The organism is Brevibacillus schisleri (genome assembly GCF_055685845.1).
Genome location: NZ_JBVNDM010000001.1, coordinates 3698394 through 3719178 on the forward strand (window position 1 = coordinate 3698394; position 20785 = coordinate 3719178).

General features: G+C 48.8%; 18 protein-coding genes. 5 read left to right on the top strand and 13 right to left on the bottom strand.

Features of this window, described 5'->3' with window-relative positions:
* Window positions 1-20: 20 nt before the first annotated feature.
* The 3 genes from ACUUHJ_RS17255 to ACUUHJ_RS17265 form a co-directional block, all read right to left on the bottom strand.
* Window positions 21-1061 (bottom strand): tripartite tricarboxylate transporter substrate binding protein, encoded by a 1041-nt coding sequence (locus ACUUHJ_RS17255; protein WP_472301211.1) that lies wholly within the window; start codon window positions 1059-1061, stop codon window positions 21-23.
* Between the two features lie 146 nt (window positions 1062-1207).
* Complete coding sequence (locus ACUUHJ_RS17260) at window positions 1208-1861, bottom strand: response regulator (protein WP_472301212.1); 654 nt, start codon at window positions 1859-1861, stop codon at window positions 1208-1210.
* Window positions 1862-1893: 32 nt separating this feature from the next.
* Window positions 1894-3504 (bottom strand): ATP-binding protein, encoded by a 1611-nt coding sequence (locus ACUUHJ_RS17265; RefSeq protein WP_472299474.1) that lies wholly within the window; start codon window positions 3502-3504, stop codon window positions 1894-1896.
* Window positions 3505-3727: 223 nt separating this feature from the next.
* On the opposite strand from ACUUHJ_RS17265, the gene ACUUHJ_RS17270 reads away from it, so the two are divergent.
* Window positions 3728-5218 carry an NCS1 family nucleobase:cation symporter-1 gene (locus ACUUHJ_RS17270; RefSeq protein WP_472299475.1) on the top strand — a complete coding sequence of 497 codons (1491 nt, stop codon included), beginning with the start codon at window positions 3728-3730 and terminating at the stop codon, window positions 5216-5218.
* Window positions 5219-5287: 69 nt separating this feature from the next.
* Here ACUUHJ_RS17270 and ACUUHJ_RS17275 read toward each other — a convergent pair whose 3' ends face one another.
* From ACUUHJ_RS17275 to ACUUHJ_RS17295, 5 genes are all read right to left on the bottom strand, one after another.
* Window positions 5288-5812, bottom strand: a complete 525-nt coding sequence (locus ACUUHJ_RS17275; RefSeq protein ID WP_472299476.1) for a hypothetical protein — start codon at window positions 5810-5812, stop codon at window positions 5288-5290.
* A gap of 89 nt (window positions 5813-5901) precedes the next feature.
* Window positions 5902-6792, bottom strand: coding sequence for a nitrilase-related carbon-nitrogen hydrolase (locus ACUUHJ_RS17280; protein ID WP_472299477.1), 891 nt, complete (start codon window positions 6790-6792; stop codon window positions 5902-5904).
* Between the two features lie 34 nt (window positions 6793-6826).
* A complete protein-coding gene (gene hydA, locus ACUUHJ_RS17285) occupies window positions 6827-8212 on the bottom strand; it encodes a dihydropyrimidinase (protein WP_289673234.1) in 1386 nt (461 codons plus the stop codon).
* 89 nt (window positions 8213-8301) lie between these two features.
* Window positions 8302-9579, bottom strand: coding sequence for an NAD-dependent dihydropyrimidine dehydrogenase subunit PreA (gene preA / locus ACUUHJ_RS17290; protein ID WP_472299478.1), 1278 nt, complete (start codon window positions 9577-9579; stop codon window positions 8302-8304).
* Between the two features lie 15 nt (window positions 9580-9594).
* Entirely contained in the window at window positions 9595-10941 is a 1347-nt protein-coding gene (locus ACUUHJ_RS17295) for an NAD(P)-dependent oxidoreductase (protein WP_472299479.1), read from the bottom strand.
* A 216-nt stretch (window positions 10942-11157) separates the two neighbouring features.
* Here ACUUHJ_RS17295 and ACUUHJ_RS17300 point away from each other — a divergent pair, with 216 nt between their 5' ends.
* A complete protein-coding gene (locus ACUUHJ_RS17300) occupies window positions 11158-11640 on the top strand; it encodes a hypothetical protein (protein ID WP_472299480.1) in 483 nt (160 codons plus the stop codon).
* Window positions 11641-11649: 9 nt separating this feature from the next.
* Window positions 11650-12078, top strand: a complete 429-nt coding sequence (locus ACUUHJ_RS17305) for a hypothetical protein (RefSeq protein WP_289673241.1) — start codon at window positions 11650-11652, stop codon at window positions 12076-12078.
* A gap of 10 nt (window positions 12079-12088) precedes the next feature.
* On the opposite strand, the gene ACUUHJ_RS17310 is transcribed toward ACUUHJ_RS17305, so the two are convergent.
* From ACUUHJ_RS17310 to ACUUHJ_RS17320, 3 genes are all read right to left on the bottom strand, one after another.
* Window positions 12089-13348: a hypothetical protein gene (locus ACUUHJ_RS17310; protein ID WP_289673245.1), complete on the bottom strand. Its 1260-nt coding sequence runs from the start codon at window positions 13346-13348 to the stop codon at window positions 12089-12091.
* 184 nt (window positions 13349-13532) lie between these two features.
* The gene (locus tag ACUUHJ_RS17315; RefSeq protein ID WP_472299481.1) at window positions 13533-14834 is read right to left on the bottom strand and encodes a hypothetical protein; all 1302 of its coding nucleotides are present in this window, start codon (window positions 14832-14834) and stop codon (window positions 13533-13535) included.
* Between the two features lie 165 nt (window positions 14835-14999).
* A complete protein-coding gene (locus tag ACUUHJ_RS17320; RefSeq protein ID WP_472299482.1) occupies window positions 15000-15581 on the bottom strand; it encodes an LOG family protein in 582 nt (193 codons plus the stop codon).
* Window positions 15582-15676: 95 nt separating this feature from the next.
* Here ACUUHJ_RS17320 and ACUUHJ_RS17325 point away from each other — a divergent pair, with 95 nt between their 5' ends.
* Window positions 15677-16000, top strand: a complete 324-nt coding sequence (locus ACUUHJ_RS17325) for a MazG nucleotide pyrophosphohydrolase domain-containing protein (RefSeq protein ID WP_472299483.1) — start codon at window positions 15677-15679, stop codon at window positions 15998-16000.
* A gap of 82 nt (window positions 16001-16082) precedes the next feature.
* Here the strand turns inward: ACUUHJ_RS17325 and ACUUHJ_RS17330 are convergent, their stop codons facing one another.
* Together ACUUHJ_RS17330 and ACUUHJ_RS17335 are read right to left on the bottom strand one after the other, a co-directional pair.
* A complete protein-coding gene (locus ACUUHJ_RS17330) occupies window positions 16083-17447 on the bottom strand; it encodes an aminotransferase (RefSeq protein WP_472299484.1) in 1365 nt (454 codons plus the stop codon).
* Window positions 17448-17477: 30 nt separating this feature from the next.
* A complete protein-coding gene (locus ACUUHJ_RS17335; protein WP_472299485.1) occupies window positions 17478-18986 on the bottom strand; it encodes a CoA-acylating methylmalonate-semialdehyde dehydrogenase in 1509 nt (502 codons plus the stop codon).
* Between the two features lie 131 nt (window positions 18987-19117).
* On the opposite strand from ACUUHJ_RS17335, the gene ACUUHJ_RS17340 reads away from it, so the two are divergent.
* Window positions 19118-20752, top strand: coding sequence for a PucR family transcriptional regulator (locus ACUUHJ_RS17340; protein WP_472299486.1), 1635 nt, complete (start codon window positions 19118-19120; stop codon window positions 20750-20752).
* The last annotated feature ends 33 nt before the right edge of the window (window positions 20753-20785 follow it).

Genomic DNA, 20785 nt, shown 5'->3' on the forward strand with positions numbered 1-20785 from the left:
AAGGGATGCCCCTCCTCTCCCTACTTCGACATTCCCAGTGATGTCAACAGTTCTTTGACCTGCTTATCTTGTTCGTCCAGGAATGCTGAGAAAGCAGTAGCGTCCTTGTATTCGCTTTCCCAACCATTTGCCGCCAATTCTTTGGCCCATGCCTCATGCGTGGAAAGTTCTTTCAGCTTGGCATCCCAGTAAGCTTTTGCGTCTGCTGGCATATCAGCCGGACCGAAGACACCGCGCCAAATCGTGAATGTCGCATCAATGCCTTGCTCTTTTAACGTCGGGATCTCTTTCAAATTGCCACCGAGGCGTTCATCAGAAGTAACGCCCAGCACGCGAATTTTCCCTGCTTTCAAATATTCACCCACGCTGGAAGCATCCGTTGCAATGATGTCTGCATTTCCGCCCAACAAGGCTGCCATTGCTTCTCCACCGCCATCATACGAGACGTATTTGACGCTTTTCGGATCAATTCCATATTTAGCTGCTGGTAAAACGCCGATCAGATGGTCCATCGATCCAGGAGCAGAGCCCCCTGCCAGAGTAATTTTGCTAGGGTCAGCCTTGATCGCGTCCAGCACACTCTTGATGTCCTTATGAGGCGAATCCGCTTTCACAACAAGAGTACCGAAATCTTTCGTCATTTGCGCCAATGGTGTGACCTCTTTGTAGCCAAATGGGCTGTTCCCTTCTTTTTTGTTATGGTTAATCAAGATAGGAGGAGAGCTCACGAATAATTTATAAGGATTGCCTTTGTCTTTGCTTACATACTCGGCCAAGAACACGGTTCCCCCGCCGCCCGGCTTGTTTTCTACCGTGATGGTTTCTGTCACCAGCTTGCTTTCTGCTAACACCTTTGCTACCGAGCGAGCTGTCTTATCCCAGCCCCCACCTGCACCGGATGGAGCTACATACACGATCGGCTTTTCCGGGTATTTGGATGCCTCTGGGGCAGGCTGCGCTCCGGGAGTTGTTGTTCCCGTATTTCCGGTACTTCCACCACAAGCAGCCAGTGCTAGTGTAAGAAAAGTGGACAATGTGATTAGCACTTTTTTTCTTTTCATCAAGCAAATATCCCCCTTAACCCGCTTATTTGTAAGCGCTATCACGCTTGAACATAATGTACCACCGCGGTAGCCAGGGGAATAGTTTTCGTGCATAAGGTCTATTTTGAAAATTAATCACTTTTTGTTCATATTGTTCATGAACATTACGGAAGGTAGCGATATTTTCTTTCCGGTCTGCCAACTGTGCCATAAATCAAGTCAGCACGCGCCTTTTTTTCCAGGACCAAGTATTCTAAATACCGTCGCGCCGTTGTTCGACTGGTTCCAATCTCGCGGCCAATTTCCTCTGCCGAGACCCCCTTGTCTCCTGTCTGTCTAATCGCTTCGATCACCTTTTCCAACGTTAAGTGGTCAATTCCTTTTGGTGCAAACACATCTCGATTTTGCGGGGCGACCAGTCTTCTGGTCAGCATTTGGTCAATGACTTCCTGGTCTACCTCGACAGCTTCTCTCGTCCGCATGACATGCTTGCGATAGCTTTCCAACCGTTCACGAAAACGCTCGAAAACCAGCGGCTTGACGATGTAATCAAACACTCCGCCGCGCAGTGCTTCCTGTACCATTTCCATTTCCTTGGCTGCGGTGATCATGATCACGTCAACTTCGCGGTGATGTTGCCGAATATGCCAGACCAGCTCCGTTCCCTGCATGTCAGGCAGGTACACATCCAACAAAACGAGCTGGGGGTGTGTACAAGACAGTAACTCTTTGGCATCCATCCCATTCGTTGCTGTAGCAATGACTTCAAAGCCTTCAATCTTGCTGACAAATCGCTTGTTGATATCGATAATCCGCATATCGTCCTCAACGATGAGAACCTCCAGCTTTCTCAAGACGCCACCTCCATTCTTTTGCGTAAGGATACTGTGAAAAGTGCACCACCTAGCTCGCTTTTGCCGACGAGAATATAGCCATCCCATTCATTAATGATTCCATGCGCCTTGGCCAGACCAATTCCACGATCTTCGCCTTTTTTCGTTGAGAAACCGTGTTCGAATATTTTTTCTCGCAGTTCTTCCCCAACTCCCGGTCCTGAATCCTCGATTTCAAACATGACCTCATCGCCCGTGTCAGACAAATAACACTCCACTCGTTTGTGCTCGACACATGGCTCATTGACAGCTTCCATCGCATTTTGGATCAGTGTCCCCAATAAAACCACGATTTGTTGTCGGTTAATCGTCGGCGGGAGCTCCTTCAAGTGACTGTCGTGATGGATGACGAATTGAATTTTCAGCTCCTTGGCTCGATTGTGCATGCCTAACAGCAACGCGCCTATTAAGGGATCGGGAATTTGCTTCGCCAAAAATAAAATCATCTCTTGCTGTGCGGACGTTTCACTCGTAATCAGCTCGACCGCTTCCTGAATCGAACCAAGCTGCAACAAGCCGGAAATGGTATACAGCAAATTGTGAAATTCATGTGTTTGGGCGCGAAGTACATCCGCATAACGCCTCGCTTGGGATAATTCTGAAGCTAGCTGGTCAATTTCCGATTTGGGTCGAAAGCTGCTGACTACCCCTACGACCTTCCCCCCGAACTTGATCGGAAGTCGATTCACAATGATTTCTTTTCCGCTCATGATCGTTTCGCGATCTAATTGATGCTCGCCTGATTCCAGAACTTCTGGCATACGACTGTCTGGTAGCACTTCCACTATTTCTTTGCGATGAAACTCGTCTTCCGGTAAGTTCAAAATACGAATGGCAGCCTTGTTCATCATCGTAATGCGTTTATTGCGGTCAATCGCCACGATGCCTTCGCGGACTGACTCCAGTACAGCATTTCTCTCTACGTACAACGATGCAATCTCCTCCGGCTCCAATCCCAAAATTAAGCGCTTTAAATAACGACTGAGTGCAATGGCACCAGCAACACCGCACAACAAAGCGAGAAGAGTCAGAATCAATATACGGTCTTGGTAGAGGTCAATGGCCTCCTCGATATCCTCTAGCAGGAACCCAACGGATACGATTCCGATGATGTCCCCTTTCTCATTTTTGATTGGCACCTTCCCTCGCAATGATGGTCCCATGCTGCCGACCGCCTTCGATATGTAAGATTGACCATGCGAGAGTCCAGGCTCGTTATCTCCTCCCACCATTTCCTTTCCAATCCGATCCGCAATCGGATGCGCATACCGAATTCCCTCATGGTTTCCCACGACCACAAACTCTGCTCCGGTTTGAACACGGACGTTTTCAGCGATAGGTTGAATGAGCGCAGAAGGATCATTGCTTGAAAAAGCACTACGCAGCTCAGGATCGCTGGCAACGATCTTCGCCACACTTAATGCTTTTTTGCCCACCTGCTCTTCGATCGAAGACGCAACAAGGGAAGAAAACACCATTCCAATTGACGAAACAATCAGAATAATAACGATAGTATTTAATAAGATCATTCTGGTTTGCAAAGACATATGGATTTTTCTTGTCGTCACAGCTTGCTCACCCCTTGCTTCATCTTACCACCCTCATTAGGTAAAAAGGTAGAATCATTCCCATTGTCAATGGCGAAGCTTGTCGTTGCAGGCTATCTTTTTGTGACGAAAATTCAGGTATTAGGCCTTCTTTCCCCCAATATAATGTTACAACTTGTATTCAAGACAAACTGGGGAGCTTGTCCGAATACGAGACATCTTGAAAAGCAAAGGAGGGAAAGAAGTGAAGACGCAAACGGTATCAAATGGAATTGTTACCCTGACGAAAGAAGGCGAAGAGGCAATCAAGAACAGTCCGCTTTATAATGAAGGTCTTCGACCGACGAGGACAGCAGAGCACACCTGGACATCTTACAACTTCGCCAGCTTGTGGATTGGTATGTCGATCTGTTTGCCGACGTATGCAATGGCGGCAGGGTTAATTTCCTTGGGTATGAACTGGTGGCAGGCCATTTTGACGATCATTCTCGGTAATTGTATTGTCCTTATTCCCATTCTTCTCAACTCTCATGCCGGGACGAAATTTGGCATTCCGTATCCAGTTTTTGCGCGCCTCTGGTTTGGCTCCAAAGGAGCGCACATCCCTGCTGTCGCTCGCGGTTTGATTGGTGCAGGCTGGTTCGGCATCAACTGTTGGTTCGGAGGTGCTGCCATCGATACACTCCTCATGTCGATGACAGGCTGGGCAAATGTTCCCGGACATCTCTGGATATCCTTCTTTGGCTTTTGGCTGTTAAACGTATGGGTCGCTTATCGCGGTCCCGAAACCATCAAAAAAATGGAGGCTTGGGCTGCTCCCGTCCTGATCATTATGAGTTTGGCTCTTCTCGTCTGGGCGCTAACGAAAGCAGGCGGATGGGGACCGATGCTCTCTGCACCTTCAAAATTCACTACCACTTCAGAATTCCTCAAGGTTTTCTTCCCAGCATTGACGGGAGCCATTGCTTTTTGGGCAACGATGGCCCTCAACATTCCGGATTTCTGTCGGTATGCCAAAAGTCAAAAAGCTCAAGTCATCGGACAATCCTCTTCGTTACCGACCACGATGGGTTTCTTCTCGTTCATCGGGGTTGCTGTCGCTTCTGCTACCGTCGTTATTTACGGAGAAGCGTTGTGGGACCCTGCTGCCGTGTTAGCTAAATTCTCGCCTTTCGCCATTTTTCTCGGAACGATTGGAATTATTCTTGCCACATTGACGACCAACGTAGCGGCCAATATCGTCGCTCCTGCCCGGGCAGTGGAGAATCTGGCCCCTCGCCGTCTCTCGTATGAAGCCGGCGCCCTCATCGCCGGGGTCGTGTCGCTCTTGATGCAGCCTTGGTACATTTTAGAGAACTTCGGCAACTACATCTTTTTATGGCTCGGCACATATGGAGCCTTGTTAGGTCCGATTGACGGAATAGCCATCGCCGACTATTGGCTTGTGCGCAAGCGGCGTATTCATTTAACAGAGTTGTACAAAACAAATGGAATCTACACCTACAAAACGGGTTTTAATGGTAGAGCCATCTGGGCGATGCTCATCGGAATTGCGATTCCTTTTATTAGTAAATACATTCCGGGCTTATCCATTATTTGGGACAATGCTTGGACTGTCGGATTACTAATTTCACTCGTGATTTACACATGGATGATGAAAAATGATGGTTCGATCTTGAGTGCCAACGATTACGAGAAAATCACGGCAAACAACAAACAAACAATTGCTTCCTAATAGCAAGCTACCAAAAAAGACTGGCTGCCCTGTTGGGTTTGCCAGTCTTTCGTTTGCTCACTTACTCTATCATTTAAATGGACTGACTTCGAGTACGGATAGAATCGCAATCTCTTCGATTTGAACGTCAGGCTCATAGCAAATATAATACGTTAGCTCCGGGCTGATCCGATACCGAATCCCCCGGTATCCACAGGCAATCAAATACGCACGCACCTTGTCCCCTGTCCATTGCAGCCACTCTTCATAGCCCATTCCGTTTTGTCTTTGTTCGAGTTCCTCTTCTGAAAAAGCAGCGCACAATGCGTCGAGTCGGAGTTCATTTTCCCCATAGCGCTCGTCCAAACAAACGAGGCCCTGCAAATGAAGCTGCTGGCTCAGCACCACGGCCTTCTCCCCATTGGTTTCTGCATGACAAATCGCATACTGTGCGGCGATTTCCGGATTGCTTACCAAGTAAACACCAGCGCCAAACACTGCCTTTGCACTCGCACCGTTTGTAAAATGACGCCGTTCTGCTCTCTCATACTTTTGCGCTTTCACGACACGAAGTCCCTCACCGTATTCGACCCCTCGATATACAATCTGCCTCATCCATGAACGCTCCTTTTGACTCTGATGGAATCCTTCCAATGATGTGAAAAGGAGGAAGGCGCGTAACAGGCACCTCCCTCACTCTTTTCTTAAGGTAATAGCTTTACCATATCTTCGTAGGTCTCCGGTCTGCGATCCCGATAAAATTGCCACGTATCTCGCACCTCATGAATTTTGTTGCGGTTCATTTCAGCGAGAATGACCTCATCCTGATCCCGGCTCCCCATAGCGACAAATTGTCCGCGTGGATCAACCAAGTACGATTGCCCGTAAAACTCTCCCATGTTCCACGGCGCTTCTGTCCCTACCCGATTGATCGCTGCCACATAGTATCCATTAGCTACAGCATGAGCAGGCTGCTCGAGCTTCCACAAGTATTCAGATAAGCCCGCTACCGTCGCAGACGGATTAAATACAATCTCCGCTCCGTTCAAGCCAAGCAATCGTGCGCCTTCTGGAAAATGTCGGTCATAGCATATATACACCCCAACCTTGGCAAAAGCGGTTTCAAAAACCGGATACCCGAGATTGCCGGGCTTAAAGTAATACTTCTCCCAGAATCCGCAGCCGCTGCTGCCCACTCCGACATGCGGAATATGCTGCTTGCGATATTTGCCCAAATACGTGCCATCCGCATCAATCACAGCGGCGGTATTGTAATACGTACCAATCCCTACGCGTTCATACACAGGTAAAATGAGTACGGTTCCTAATTCACGGGCAAGGGATGAGAACTGTTGCACGGTTGGTCCATTTGGGACTTCTTCCGCTGACTCATACCATTTCGGTTGCTGTTCGGCACAAAAATACGGGCCATAGAAGATTTCTTGCAGACAGATGATTTGTGCGCCTTTGGCTGCCGCCTCCCGCACCATCCTCTCATGCTTCTCGATGGCTTTTTCTTTGTGCAAATGAACGGGTTCGTCTCCGTCGACATCGTTTTTTGCCTGAATCAAGCCGATGCGAATGATATCTGCCATAAGCGCCCTCCTCGCCTTTTTACGCTCTCCCTTATTACGGTCTTGCAAAGGTCGATCGTTTTACAAAGCGTCCGTTCCCGGCTTGACCGACGAATTGCTGATCGCGAATGACAAATGAGCCACGCGAAAGCACCGAGATGATATCGCCGTTCACCACCATCCCTTCAAATGGATTGTAGTCGACATTCATATGGTGCGTTTCAACAGAGATCGTGCGCGTAACCGTTGGATCAAACAATACAATATCCGCGTCCGAACCTACCGCAATCGTTCCTTTTTGCGGGAACATCCCGAACAATTTGGCTACTTTTGTAGAGGTCATATCGACGAACTGATTGAGACTGATCTTATCCTTTGCAACGCCTTCCGAGAAGAGGAGGCGCATGCGGTCCTCAATGATTGGTCCACCATTCGGGATTTTTGTGAAATCCCCCAGCCCCAGTTCTTTTTGTCCGGAGAAATTAAAGGAGCAATGATCGGAACCAACTGTTTGCAAGATGCCGTTTTTCAACGCGTTCCACAAGACGTCCTGATTCCACTTTTCCCGGAGTGGAGGGGACCAGACGTACTTCGCCCCTTCAAAACCCGGCTTCTGTAGATCCGTAATGTCGAGTACCAAATATTGCGGGCATGTCTCCCCGTACACATTCCATCCTTTTTCCCGAGCCTCTGCGATCCGGCGCACTGCCTCTGCACACGATACATGCACGACATACAGCTGGGCATCTGCCAGCGCAGTCAATGCGATTGCACGTCCCGTCGCTTCTCCTTCCGCTTCAGGAGGGCGGGTGTAGGCGTGGTACACGGGGTCTGTCTGCCCTTTTGCAATTGCCTGCTTGATCAAATAATCCAAAACGTCTCCATTCTCTGCATGGACCTGTACCAGGGCACCTAGTTCCTTAGCCCGAACCAATGTTTTAAATAACGTCTCATCATCGGCCATCAGTACATTTTTGTAGGCCATGAATACTTTGAGCGAAGTAATCCCTTCATTTCGTACGACTGCTCCTAATTCCTCGAGCACTTGATCGTTCGCATCTGAAACCATCAGGTGAAAGCCGTAGTCAATGACCGCTTTCCCTCTTGCTTTTTCGTGCCAGGTCGAAATGGATGAATGCAATGGCTCCCCTTTATTCGTCAGGCAAAAATCGATGATGCTCGTCGTCCCGCCAAAGGCTGCTGCCTTCGTGCCTGTATAAAAGTTATCGGAAGTAACTGTTCCGCCAAAAGGCATATCGAGATGGGTATGTGGGTCAATCCCTCCTGGGAAAACGTAGTACCCAGTAGCATCGATCATTTCGGCTTCTTTCCCATCCAGATTGGAGCCGATTGCGACTACCTTTTCCCCTTCGATCAAAATGTCCGCCTGATACGTGTCTGACGCTGTCACGACTGTGCCATTTCGAATCCATTTTTTCATCCGATGATCATCTCCCCTTCAACCCGTCGCTGAGTAGACATGCCTTCCCTTGTACACGCTATGCACCCCACGCCGAAAACATGACTATGCTACAGCTCACAGCTGCCACCCGCAGCCAAAGCAGCCTGCCGCTGATTCCAGCTGACAGGGGCTTTGTCGCTCGGGATCTCGACCATTTCGATCGTTCCTTCCACTGGACAAACGATGGAGCACAAATTACAGCCTACACAATCTTCTTCTCGTACAACCAAACGCTCTTTGCCTGTCGCTGCATCAGGAACAATGTCAATGCATTGATGCGAGGTGTCCTCACAAGCGATATGACACTTGTTGCAATTGATACAGGTCTCCTCATGAATACGTGCCACGACCTTGTAATTTAGATTCAGATGGCCCCAATCCGAGTACGTATGCACGGCTTTTCCGACAATGTCCATCACAGAAGTAATTCCGCGCTGATCCAGGTAATTAGTAAGCCCATCAATCATGTCTTCGACGATCCGGAATCCATGATGCATAGCGGCTGTACATACTTGAACACCTGTTGCACCCATCAGCAAAAATTCAACGGTATCGCGCCAATCTGAGATTCCTCCAATGCCAGAGATCGGGATACCAACCTTGGGATCGCGTGCACATTCTGCGACCATGTTCAGGGCGATTGGTTTGACTGCTGGTCCACAATAACCGCCGTGCGCCCCTTTTCCATCCACGTGTGGGATCGGCAGCCATTTGTCGAGATCAACCCCCATCAAGCTGTTAATCGTGTTGATCATGCTGATGGCATCTGCCCCTCCCTGGCTTGCGGCTCGTGCAGTAAAGCGAATATCCGTAATGTTTGGGGTGAGCTTGACGATGACAGGGGTTTGGGCGACTTCTTTTACCCATTCGACCTGTTGCCGGATTAAATCTGGATGCTGACCAACCGCAGAGCCCATCCCGCGTTCTGCCATGCCGTGCGGACAGCCGAAATTCAATTCCAGACCGTCTACGCCGATTGTCTCTACCTTTTTGACAATCTCGTGCCATGCTTCCCGTTTATGTTCAACCATTAACGACGCAATCAACGTGTGCTTCGGAAAACGCCGCTTCGTTTCATCCATTTCCTTCAAATTGACCTCGAGCGGTTTGTCCGTAATCAGTTCAATGTTGTTGAAACCAAAGACGCGCTGACCTCCGAAGTTCAGACCGGCAAAGCGAGAGGTGACGTTGATGATCGGCTCTCCAAGTGTCTTCCAGACCGCGCCACCCCAGCCAGCTTCAAAGGCACGTTGCACTTGGTAGCCTGAATTGGTCGGTGGCGCAGAAGCCAACCAGAATGGATTCGGGGATTGGATTCCTGCCAGATTAATGCTGAGATCTGCCATGATAGGTCTCCTCCTTTATACTGGCTGTTTTTGATCACGGAGCGATTGGTGGATGGCATGAGCCGCTCGTTTCCCATGATTGGCTGCATCGACGACCATCGCATCTGTTTTGCCTCCACCAAAAATGACATCGCCCGCCGCGTAAACTTTGACATGGGAGGTTCGATAGGTGCCTTCCTCGACCTCGACAATCCCATTGCGATGTTGGAGCCCAAATGCTTCTAGTAAAGACAGATGTCTGTTTTGTCCGATCGCTTTGACGACATAATCGACTTCGATGACAAAATGACTACCTGGAATTTCTACAGGGCGCTTTCTTCCTTTCTCATCTGGCTCACCCAGCTCCATGCGCACCAGTTCCAATCCCTTCACTCGGCCGTTTTCCTCGAGTACACGCGTTGGGGCAACGAGCCAGCGGAATTCTACGCCATCCTGCTTGGCGAATTCGTACTCAAACTGATAACAGGACATCTCCTGAACGGTCCGCCGGTACAGAATCTGGACATTGTCTGCACCCAGCCGTTTCGAACAGGTGGCAGCGTCAATTGCCGTATTCCCCGCACCGATGATCACGACTTTTTTGCCATGCATCTCGTCTGATAGCGGCTTGGTCTTGGTCTCCTCCACAAGTGCGATGGCATCGAGAACACCTTCCAGTTCTTCTCCCGGGATATTCAGCTGAGGGACATTGCCCATACCGACTGCCAACAGGATGGAGTCATACTGGTCAAGTAGCTCATCTGGCGACACATCCTCGCCGATTCGTGTATGCGTACGTATCTCTACCCCCAATGCCTCTACTTGCTCTACTTCCCATAGCGAAATTTCCTGTGGCAGACGGAACGACACGATGCCGTACGTGTTCAATCCCCCCGCTTTTTCCTTTGCTTCAAATACCGTAACCGCGTAGCCGAGACGCGCAAGCTCACGCGCTGCTGATAATCCCGCAGGGCCCGCTCCGACGATGGCTACCCGGTTTCCATTTGCTTCGCCTTTTGAAAAAAGCGTGGCCTGATTCTGGATTGCCCAGTCTGTCGCGTGACGCTGGAGCAGGCCGATCATGATGGGCTTGGAGGCTGAATTGAGTACACAGGCACCTTCACACAGTTCCTCGGTTGGACATACGCGCGCACAGCTCGCCCCTACGGGATTCGATTCCATTATCGTCCGGGCTGATCCGAACAAATTCCCGGTCGCAATTTTTTTGATGAAGGAAGGGATGTCAATCGACGTGGGACAAGCCTTAATACAGGGTGCGTCGTAGCAATACAAGCAACGATTCGCTTCATGGATGGCTTCCATCGGTTTTAGGGCAGGCACGACTTCCGAGAAATTTTTCGCGAGCTCATTGGGAATACTCATCGGTCCACAACCTCCTCACCAGATCTAAACATGCTTGCTATTAATCAATGTGCGAATTCGCTTTTTTATGATTGTTACATTTCGTATTTGCCTAGTGAGGAAGCGAAATCAATCTGCTTGGATTGACATGAATGATTTCATGTTCGAATAGGATAAATACAACCAAGGTAGAAAGGGCCATCCCGTATGAAGGATTACGACCTGGAGATCAGGATAATGAAACAAAAAATCGCGGAAGCACATGCGCTTCTCAGCCAATTGGAAGCCGAGCGTAAGAACTACCTGACGCAACTCGAAAAGCGAAAAGCGTTTCTCTCTTCGCGGGAAATACTCGACATCCTGGAGTCAAAAGCCGGTCGTGCTGGCAGTATGGCTACCGTCAAACGCTGGGCAGATCAAGGCTATTTAGGGGATTGTATAGACGAACGGGAGTCCTTCCCCCTGTTGGTCAGTAAACAAGGAAACAAACGATTTCTTTTTCCTCGAGAATCCGTACTCACTTATCTATATAAAAAAAGGTATCTTCGCCCGAGCTACGAGGTCTTGGATCGTGTCCAGCTCACAAGAAATAGCGTAGGTTACTGGGGAATCATTACCTCCATCGAGCGAAGTGATCAGCACTTCACCTACCAAGTCCAATTGGAAAAAACGGGAGAAGTATTGTTGTCGGTACCGGAAGAAGAACTGCTCATCCCGTAAGGAGGCATTATGGAACTGGCCGTACTCACTCTGGAAAATACAGTTGCCAATCAAGAGAGATCACGACAAATCCGTGACTTGCATAAAAAAAAGGGCCAGACCCTCGCCATACGCTTTAGCGAAGAACTGACCCATATTATTTTAGAAGCACCATGCTTGTATATCCCCAACCACGAATGGTTGGACGAAGCTGCTGTCATGGAAGGAATCGTAAAAAAATCAACGGATTACTACGAGCTGCACCCACGGACCAAAGGGAAGACTGTCAACCTTCACCTTGATTCAGAATTGGTAGCTGAACTAGAGCTCATTCGCTCTCTTGTCAGCAGCAAAACGCAGCAGGAAGTCCTTCGTGAGTTGTTTGTTCGAGGCATGCGCTCGTATCTGGCCGAGAAGGAAGCAGCCACCTCGCCCATCAGCGCCAAAAAAGAGCACTAGTTCCTCCTCTTTACCAGGAGAACGTGATTTTGTTACCCGTGATTTGATAGCGCACCATGTAAGTCTGTTTCTTCTCTTTCATGCTGACTTCAAACACAATTGCTTTTTTCGTCAGATCAGGCTTGACTGTAAGGACATCCAGCATATCAAACGGCTCGTTTGCCTTTTTCTCCATCCCTACAATTTCTATCTTTTCATGGGTCGCGACATGATAAACTCCCACACCCATCATGGTCTGATACAAGATCCAGTTGTTGTCCAGCCATGTTACTTCATCAATAAAATAACCTGGAAACAGTTGAGCTAGCGGTGTGTAATCTGGCTGGTAGAAACGTAGATTCGCATTATTGTACAAATTGTCTGAATCTATCACGGCAATTTTTTTCTTGTCTGGTGAAGGAATTCCAGCTTTTTTTGCCAATTCGATTGTTTCTTTTTCCGATTCGATTCTCAGTTTTTCGATCAAGAACAGGGAATCTTCTTTCGAAAAGACGATGTTCTTTACGTTTTTCAAATCCGCGAGCTTGTCTTTGCTGGGAAAATTACTGTAGATGGTTAGCGTTGCATCATCTGGCATACCATCGTAGGCGATGCCTCTGGATGGATACTCCCAGGCGTATGTACCGATTCCTCTTAGGTGATACGAAAAATCCGGCTTACCCCAAGCACCAAAGATAGAAAAATCAGCATATTCTGCGGGTGCCCCTAATTTTTCACCGTAGTCTTGCAAGTTTTTAGCCATATCAACAAGCGCTTTTGTATCGGCGATCTGATCCCGACGATAAATAGAAATGGCTTTTACTTTATCCTGTGTGAACGTGAAGAACAAGTGATAGCCCTGTTCCGCATAACCAATCAACGCAAGCTTTTCATCTGAAAAATGTGGTTTACCCAAGATTCGGATGATCTCGTCTTTTCTTTTAGAGGTCGTAATCCCTTTTACAACTTCGCCTTTATAGGAAGGTTCAACGAGAACGGCAAACGCTTGCTTGTTTTCGTCCCACTTCATGCTGATTCCTTGTGGATAATACACATAATCATCAAATTCTTTTACGGATTTCCCCAGAAGCTTCGTGAGCGAATCTTGTTTCCACTGATGGGAAGTGAAGGTATTCACGAGCAGCCCTTTTGACAAATCTGCTGGTGCCTGCACGGATGTTCCAGTACCGCTTTGCGTTGAGGTTGGCATTGTCGTTGATGCGTTTGCTGCAAATGCTGTCGAAGCGAACAAACAGCAGGACAACAGTAGCCTTATCGCTTTCTTTTCCACTTCATTCCCTCCCAAACTATCAGCATGACTATACAACCATCGTCATAAAACAACGGTTATCCCTAAATTATACCAGAAATAGACAAAATCCGCTAAAAAGTTTTTTATCCATTATCAATGTAACAGAATAAAGCGTCCTTTCCCCAATTTTTTGAAGGGAAGGACGCTTTTCAATGCACTTGATTTACTTCGATTCACCGTTGAGATAATTGAAGAACGGTTGATCTACCCAAAACTTGTATGTCTCTACTTTTACTTTGGCATTCAGCTTCTGGAAGCCTTCCACGACTTTTGGTGATTCTTCATTCAGGGAGAACGACTGCACGACATAACGGCCATCTTTTAACACGTTGTTCGTAATGACAGCATAATCTGCCAGCTCCGTACGAGAATGATAAAGCGGCTGCCACCAAGATGCCTTGAGCAATCCGGTCATGTCCTCTTGATCCCGTTTGGCATATTTCAAAACAAGTGGCTGGAACTTCTTCTTCGCCTCTACGCTGTCGAATTCCAGGCTGAGATCGTACTCCTTGGCATATGCAATGTAGTTGCCGTTTTCAATCTGAACCACCTGATAATCGGCTGTTTGAACGGGTTCTCCCCATTCTTTCAGATAAATGAAGGCAGATGTTTTTGGCTCAAATTGGACCTTGGCATCGACGCCTTCACTTTTTAACAGGCCGATTAATTGAATAGCGTGAGCAATATCACTATGCCCGTACGTAATCGTGCGCTGTGGATCAAAATGAGGATCGAATGCAGCATCCTTCAGGTTGTAGCCAGTAATCAGGTTTTGCTTCAAGCCTTTGTCTACGAGCTCTTGCAATTCACCAGCTTTGATGATTTGCGATTCATTCCATGCTTGTGCCAGCTTGCCAAAAATCTCTTCATCGGCGATTGTTCCCAAATAGTTTTTGGCTGAGCCATGGAACTCTGCTACTTTTGCTAGCAATTGACTCGCAAGCTCTGCGGTTACTGCCCCTTCTACCGAAGCTGACTTCAAGGCATTGGCGGACACAAGCCCCGTATCAACGGCCACAGCCAGCTCTTGTGCAGCCTGCAAGGTAAGCGTGCCGCCTTTTTTATACGAAATCCCTGCTTTTTTAAGGGCAGTCGCTACTTTTTCCTCGCTATATGTATACCCGAGCTCTTTTAACTCTGCCGCTTTTGCAGCAGCACTGACCGCTTCCCATACAAGCAGCTTAGAGGAATCTTTGGATGCAGGCAAGAAAGTTTTGGCTGACAACTCTTTTTCCGATATACTTGTGGTAGCCGATACGATCTTGCGCAATGCTTTCTCAAATTGCTCGCGAGTCACCGTCTTGTCAAAAGTCACACCGTATTGCTGCTGCAAAAAGCTGTTCCACTCTGCGTGTGCTTCAACCGTTGTTTTCGTTGCTGCACCGACTGCCGTTGGAAAAACGAGCGCCGCTGAGAGTACGGCTGCCGAAGTGGACAGTTGTAGCCATTTTGCTGATCTGTTCATGAAGAATCCTCCTGACGTATAAAGACGAGTCATATTAATATTATTCCTATGCGTTTACTAGGGATATAATCAACTACATTAACACTCCTGCATTCATCCTGTCAATAACTAGCATAACCCGAATTCCTCCCACAATCGGAGGGCTTCGGGTTATTTTTTACTTTCTTATTTATCCAATTCTGACCACTTGTTCACTTTCACTGGTGGTTTGTAATCTCTCATCCGATCTAGCAAAACAGCGGGATCACTCTCACACAGGATCAATTCGCCCTGCATAGCGGGAATAAATCCGGCTTCAGTCGCATGCTCTACCATTTGCATCAACGGCGTATAGTAACCATCCACGTTCAACAGTCCGATTGGCTTTTGGTGAATGCCAATTTGCCCCCAGCTCACCACTTCAAAAATTTCTTCAAAGGTACCCAATCCGCCTGGCAAAGCAATGAAGCCATCAGACAGATCGATCATTTTCGCTTTGCGCTCGTGCATCGTCAGGACCTCATGCAATTCTGTCAGCCCTTTATGTACGATTTCTCCTCGGAACAGTCCCGTAGGCATGACGCCAATCGCTTTTCCATCGCCTTCCAGTACTGCATTTGCAACGCGACCCATCAGTCCCATGCTGGAACCACCATAGACCAATTCAAGCCCACGAGCGACCAGTTCTTTTCCCAACTCCTGGGCGTACCGCTCAAAAAGTGGATTTATACCAGGATTGGAACCTGCATAAACACAAATACGTTTCATGTCATCCTCCCAAAACTTGTTGTAGTAGAATGGCTTTTCCTATATTTCTTTGCGTGTCATATAATTATACTAAAATCAGGAAGGGACAGATATATGTGAATATAACTGAGTTCCAAAAATGGGTTGGAGATTTTTATCAAGAACGAGGTTGGACAGGGTACGGCCCGTTTATTCGTGTAGGTTTTCTGATGGAAGAGGCTGGCGAGCTGGCAAGAGCTGTACGCGCCATTGAACTCGGTAGGGATCGTCCTGATGAAGGGGAAAAGCCCGCAGCGGAAGCACGGCAGGAGCTGGTGGAAGAGCTAGGCGATGTACTTGGGAATTTAATCTTGCTGGCAAACCAATACGAGGTTCCTTTTGAGGAAATTTTGGAAGCACATCGAGCGAAGCTGCAAAAGCGCTATCAGCAACATCGTTGAATAAATACAGCGGTAGACTAGAATTTTCGCATCTCCTAGTCTGCCGCTGCTTTCATTTATTCGTCTTTTCGTCCAAGCTCGTCTACGCCAATGTATCAAAGGCTTCCTTCATCACCTGCGAAATAAAATCGATATCATCGCTCGTCGTGGTAAACGGCGGCGAAAGCGTCAGCACGTTATTAAAGCTCGGAATGGTATCGCCATTGCGCCCGATGATTAATCCCCGCTTCTTGCACTCGGCAATCACCTGTGTCAATTTCGCTGGCGCTGCAGGTTCCTTCGTATTACGATCCTCTACCATCTCGATCCCCATTAGGAAGCCGAAGCTGCGAATGTCTCCAACGTATGGATGATCTGCGAGAAAAGCCAGCTTGGCACGCAATTCTGCACCGAGTTCCTCGGCTCTCTCCACCAGTTTTTCCTCTTCTAAAATTTCGAGATTCTTCAGGGCAAGTGCACATGCTGCCGGATTACCGCCGAATGTATTGACATGGCGGAAATGCAGATTATTCCCCTGCTCATTGAATTTGTCTGCGATTTCTGCCCGTACAGCCGTTGCGGAAAGTGGCAAGTAGGCGCTGGTAATACCTTTGGCCATGGTCACGATATCTGGCTTGATTCCGAAATTTTGGTGCCCAAATTTTTGACCGGAGCGACCAAATCCGCAGATGACCTCATCCACGATCATCAACACACCGTACTTATCGCAGATTTCCCGAACTTTTGGCATGTATTCCGGCGAAGGAACGAGGACGCCTCCCCCGGTAATGGTCGGCTCCATGATGACCGCAGCCACTGTCTTCTCGCCTTCCCAATTGATCACTTGATCATAATATTGGGCGCACTCCAGATTGCATTTGCCGTACGATTTTCCAGCCGGACAGCGATAGCAGTAAGGCGGTGGCACATGTAGGAAGCCAGGCGCTAATGGCTCGTATTTTTCCTTGCGTATGGATTGACCAGTTGCAGCGAGAGCCCCCATCGTATTCCCGTGGTAAGCGCGATGGCGCGAAATGAATTTGTAGCGGCCAGGCTCCCCGTTCTGGTGATGATATTGACGGGCAATCTTGAATGCGACTTCGTTCGCTTCCGAGCCGCTGTTGGAAAAGAATACGCGATACTCCTCCCCAAGCCAATCGCTGATCTTCTCGGATAGACGAATAGCAGGAACGTGGCTTTGTGTGAGTGGAAAATAGGCCAATTGCTTCAACTGCTCGTAAGCAGCGTCTGCGAGCTCCTGTCGACCATAGCCAACGTTGACGCACCACAAGCCAGACATTCCATCCAGGTACCGATTCCCGTCGATATCGGTGATCCACGACCCGCTTGCTTCCGTTACGATCATCGGATTTGGGTTGTAGGGGGACATATGGTGCCACATATGCGAGCGGTCTGCATCCAGCAAGCTCTCCTTATCAAAATCTTTCGTCACTTGTCCTTGCTCCATCGCACAATCCTCCTTCTTTTTCGCAAGCGGTTATTTTACAAAAACTTTTTGCGAGCCTATGCTGGTATCGCCATCTTCGAACCATCTGGATGTGACCGTTTTTTTCTTCGTGAAAAAGAGAACGCCATCTTTTCCATTTGCATGCAAATCACCGTAAAAGGACTGTTTCCAGCCCGAGAAAGCAAAGAAGCCCATCGGAGCAGGCACCCCTACATTGACACCGACCATCCCGGCTTCCACTTGTTGAACGAATTCTCTCCCCCATTTTCCGTTGTTCGTATAGATGGTCGCCCCATTGCCAAAACGCGAGCGGCTGATCGTTTCCAAGCCCTCTTCAAAGTCTTTCACACGCATCACACTCAGGACAGGCGCGAAAATCTCGTCGCGGACGATGATCATTTCGGCATCTGCCTTGTCAAAAATCGTTGGCCCGAGGAAGTAGCCATCCGGTAGCTTTTGTGCGTCCTCACGACCATCACGTACCAGTGCGGCACCAGACTCGACACCTTTTTCGATATAGTCATGTACTTTAGACAAGTGCGAATCACGGATGACAGGACCGAGATCGATGCCCTCCTCCAAACCATTTCCCATCGCGAGAGCATTCGCTTCCTCGATCAGATGCGCGATCAGCTCATCGGCAATCTCCTCGACAGCTACGACAGCGCTGGCTGCCATACACCGCTCTCCTGCACAGCCGAATGCGGAGCTCGTAATTGTTTTTGCCGCGCGCTTTAAATCCGTATCAGGCATGACTAAATGGTGATTCTTCGCTCCAGCCAGTGCTTGCACACGCTTCCCGTTCGCCGCTGCTGTCTTGTACACGTATTCTGCAACCGGCTGCGAGCCGACAAATGAGATCGCTTTTACGTCCGGATGCTCCAACAGCCCATTGACGACATCATGCGCTCCGTTTACCACATTGAATACACCGTCTGGCAGCCCTGCTTCCTTTAGCAGTTCGGCAATTCGAATCGAAGACAGCGGCGTTCGCTCCGAAGGCTTCAGGATAAACGTATTTCCTGCGGTAATCGCAATCGGGTACATCCACATCGGGACCATCACAGGGAAGTTAAACGGTGTAATCCCGCCGACTACCCCCAATGGAAAGCGGATCACCTGACTGTCGATGCTGTTTGCGATATTGGGCAATGTTTCTCCCATCATCAGTGTCGGCATCCCACACGCGAACTCTACCATTTCCAGCCCACGCAATAGCTCTGCCTGTGCCTCAGGGAGATTTTTCCCGTTCTCCATGGTGATCATCCGGGCGAGTTCATCCTCGTGCTTGACGAGAAGACTATGAAAACGAAACATAATGCGCGCACGATCCACGACAGGGGTAGCACTCCAGCTCACAAATGCTTCCTTTGCAGCAGCAACAGCCTTGTCCACATCTTCTCTCGTCGACAGTGGTACACGTGACAACAATTCTCCTGTTGCCGGATTCGGTACATCCTCAAAACGTGTCGTCAGTGAATCTACCCACTGACCCCCGATGTAGTTTTTCAACGGATTTCCAACGATAGCTGTGTTCATCCCTTCAACTCCTCACGATCAATTGATTGACAATTCCATTTTATCCAAAAATAATGCCTGTCAGCACTAGACAAAACGTAACGCATTACGTAGGGTTAATCTTACATAGTGCAAATGAAGAGGTGATCCTGTTGAGTAACGATTTGCGCCTGACCATTGCAGAAATCATCAAGCGTCCATTGTTTCAACATGCTCAAGTGGTGGCAGGGCATCGTGGCCTGTCCCGTCCTGTTCGCTGGGTTCACGTCTTGGAGACTGCCGATACGGGACAGTTTTTAAATGGCGGTGAGCTGATCCTGTCAACCGGGCTCGGATTTGGCGAAGAAAAGGAAAAGCGACTTGCGTATTTATCAGAGCTCATTCGGCGAAAAGCAGTCGGGCTCTGCATCGAGCTGGGACGTTACATCCCGTCCATCCCTGAAGATATGCTCGAGCTGGCGAACCACCACCAGTTTCCGTTGCTCGTCTTTCATCAGCCTGTCCGCTTTGTGGACATCACGCAAGATTTGCACGAGCACTTGATCCATGCACAGATGCAAGCACTCCGCAATCTCGAAGCCTACTCTCGCAGTTTGCAACAGCTCAGCCTGCAGGCAGCGGGCATACTCAAGCTATTACAGCATTTTCAGGTGGCGGTTCAGACGCAGGTCTTCTATTACGCCCCAGATGGCTCAACACAATTTGCCCCGGTGGTTCCGCATGATGTTGCAGTGGAGATGAGCGATTTAATGCGGTCCCATTTTTCCGAACTAGATAGTAGTGAAGCTGGTGTCCGCTTCCTTTCTCTATCGACGGCGAGGCAGCTTGCCTATCAACCCGTGATGGCCATGGGGCACGTGCTCGCCTATGTCGGCATTGTTTTGTATGAACGCAGTCCAGATGAGTATTTGCTCTTGACCTTAGACAATACGGTAAGCGCGATGGCCCAAATTTTAATGCGGAAAATGTTTGTAGAGGAACAGGCACTTGCTACGGAAAACCGTCTGTTTGATGATTTGATTGCCAATCGTTCCATTCCAGAGGAACAAATGCGTTCCTTGCTTGGTATCACGGGCAGCGGTAAAGCCTCGGCCTATCACTTGATTATTTTATCGTTTGAGAAGCCGAAGAACCTTGCCCAGGACTCCCTTCCGCCGCACGATCTGACAGCTATCTTCCGTTCACTTTTGACCCGTCATCACTTTCGGCCTTTCATACGATGCATGGGCCATCGCTTTTACTTTTTGCTGATCGAACAACGACCTCTTGCAGATTCCCGTCGCACCCTGGAAAAAGCCTTTCGTGAGGTCAAACGGATCATGACGCAAATGCTAGGCGCGGATGTTCCCATACGAATGGGCGTCAGTCGGGCCGGAAAACGGTTGTCAGACGCTGGGCAACACCTCGCGGAGGCGGAACAGGCACTAGCTTTTTGTCAGGAATCATCCAGTCCGTTTTTCGCTGATCTTGGATTGTTCCGGCTCCTGTTCCACGTACCTAGTGAGCCTGTGCTAAAGACCTTCATCAGCGATTACCTCGGCCCGCTGTTAGCCCACGACCAAGCACATGGCTCCTCGCTCGTTCATACGCTGCGTGTCTATTTGGATAGTAACCTGTCCAAGCAGGAAGCAGCGGAAAAACTGTTCATTCATCGTCAAACGCTCTATCATCGCTTGGAAAAAATCGCAGAAATCCTCGGTGAGGATTACACGGTAACGCAAAACAGAATTTGCCTGGAAATCGCCATGCGTGCACAGGAGTGGTTAAGCAAAGAAGAGCAGCATTAAAAAAGACACAACCTTTCATCTGTTCAGGAGACG

What these genes read in the sequence shown, in the direction of transcription:
- ACUUHJ_RS17255 (WP_472301211.1), bottom strand. Translation starts at nt 1,061, where the DNA reads ATGAAAAGAAAAAAAGTGCTAATCACATTGTCCACTTTTCTTACACTA.
- ACUUHJ_RS17260 (WP_472301212.1), bottom strand. Translation starts at nt 1,861, where the DNA reads ATGCGGATTATCGATATCAACAAGCGATTTGTCAGCAAGATTGAAGGC.
- ACUUHJ_RS17275 (WP_472299476.1), bottom strand. Translation starts at nt 5,812, where the DNA reads ATGAGGCAGATTGTATATCGAGGGGTCGAATACGGTGAGGGACTTCGT.
- ACUUHJ_RS17280 (WP_472299477.1), bottom strand. Translation starts at nt 6,792, where the DNA reads ATGGCAGATATCATTCGCATCGGCTTGATTCAGGCAAAAAACGATGTC.
- hydA (WP_289673234.1), bottom strand. Translation starts at nt 8,212, where the DNA reads ATGAAAAAATGGATTCGAAATGGCACAGTCGTGACAGCGTCAGACACG.
- preA (WP_472299478.1), bottom strand. Translation starts at nt 9,579, where the DNA reads ATGGCAGATCTCAGCATTAATCTGGCAGGAATCCAATCCCCGAATCCA.
- ACUUHJ_RS17295 (WP_472299479.1), bottom strand. Translation starts at nt 10,941, where the DNA reads ATGAGTATTCCCAATGAGCTCGCGAAAAATTTCTCGGAAGTCGTGCCT.
- ACUUHJ_RS17300 (WP_472299480.1), top strand. Translation starts at nt 11,158, where the DNA reads ATGAAACAAAAAATCGCGGAAGCACATGCGCTTCTCAGCCAATTGGAA.
- ACUUHJ_RS17305 (WP_289673241.1), top strand. Translation starts at nt 11,650, where the DNA reads ATGGAACTGGCCGTACTCACTCTGGAAAATACAGTTGCCAATCAAGAG.
- ACUUHJ_RS17315 (WP_472299481.1), bottom strand. Translation starts at nt 14,834, where the DNA reads ATGAACAGATCAGCAAAATGGCTACAACTGTCCACTTCGGCAGCCGTA.
- ACUUHJ_RS17320 (WP_472299482.1), bottom strand. Translation starts at nt 15,581, where the DNA reads ATGAAACGTATTTGTGTTTATGCAGGTTCCAATCCTGGTATAAATCCA.
- ACUUHJ_RS17330 (WP_472299484.1), bottom strand. Translation starts at nt 17,447, where the DNA reads ATGGAGCAAGGACAAGTGACGAAAGATTTTGATAAGGAGAGCTTGCTG.
- ACUUHJ_RS17335 (WP_472299485.1), bottom strand. Translation starts at nt 18,986, where the DNA reads ATGAACACAGCTATCGTTGGAAATCCGTTGAAAAACTACATCGGGGGT.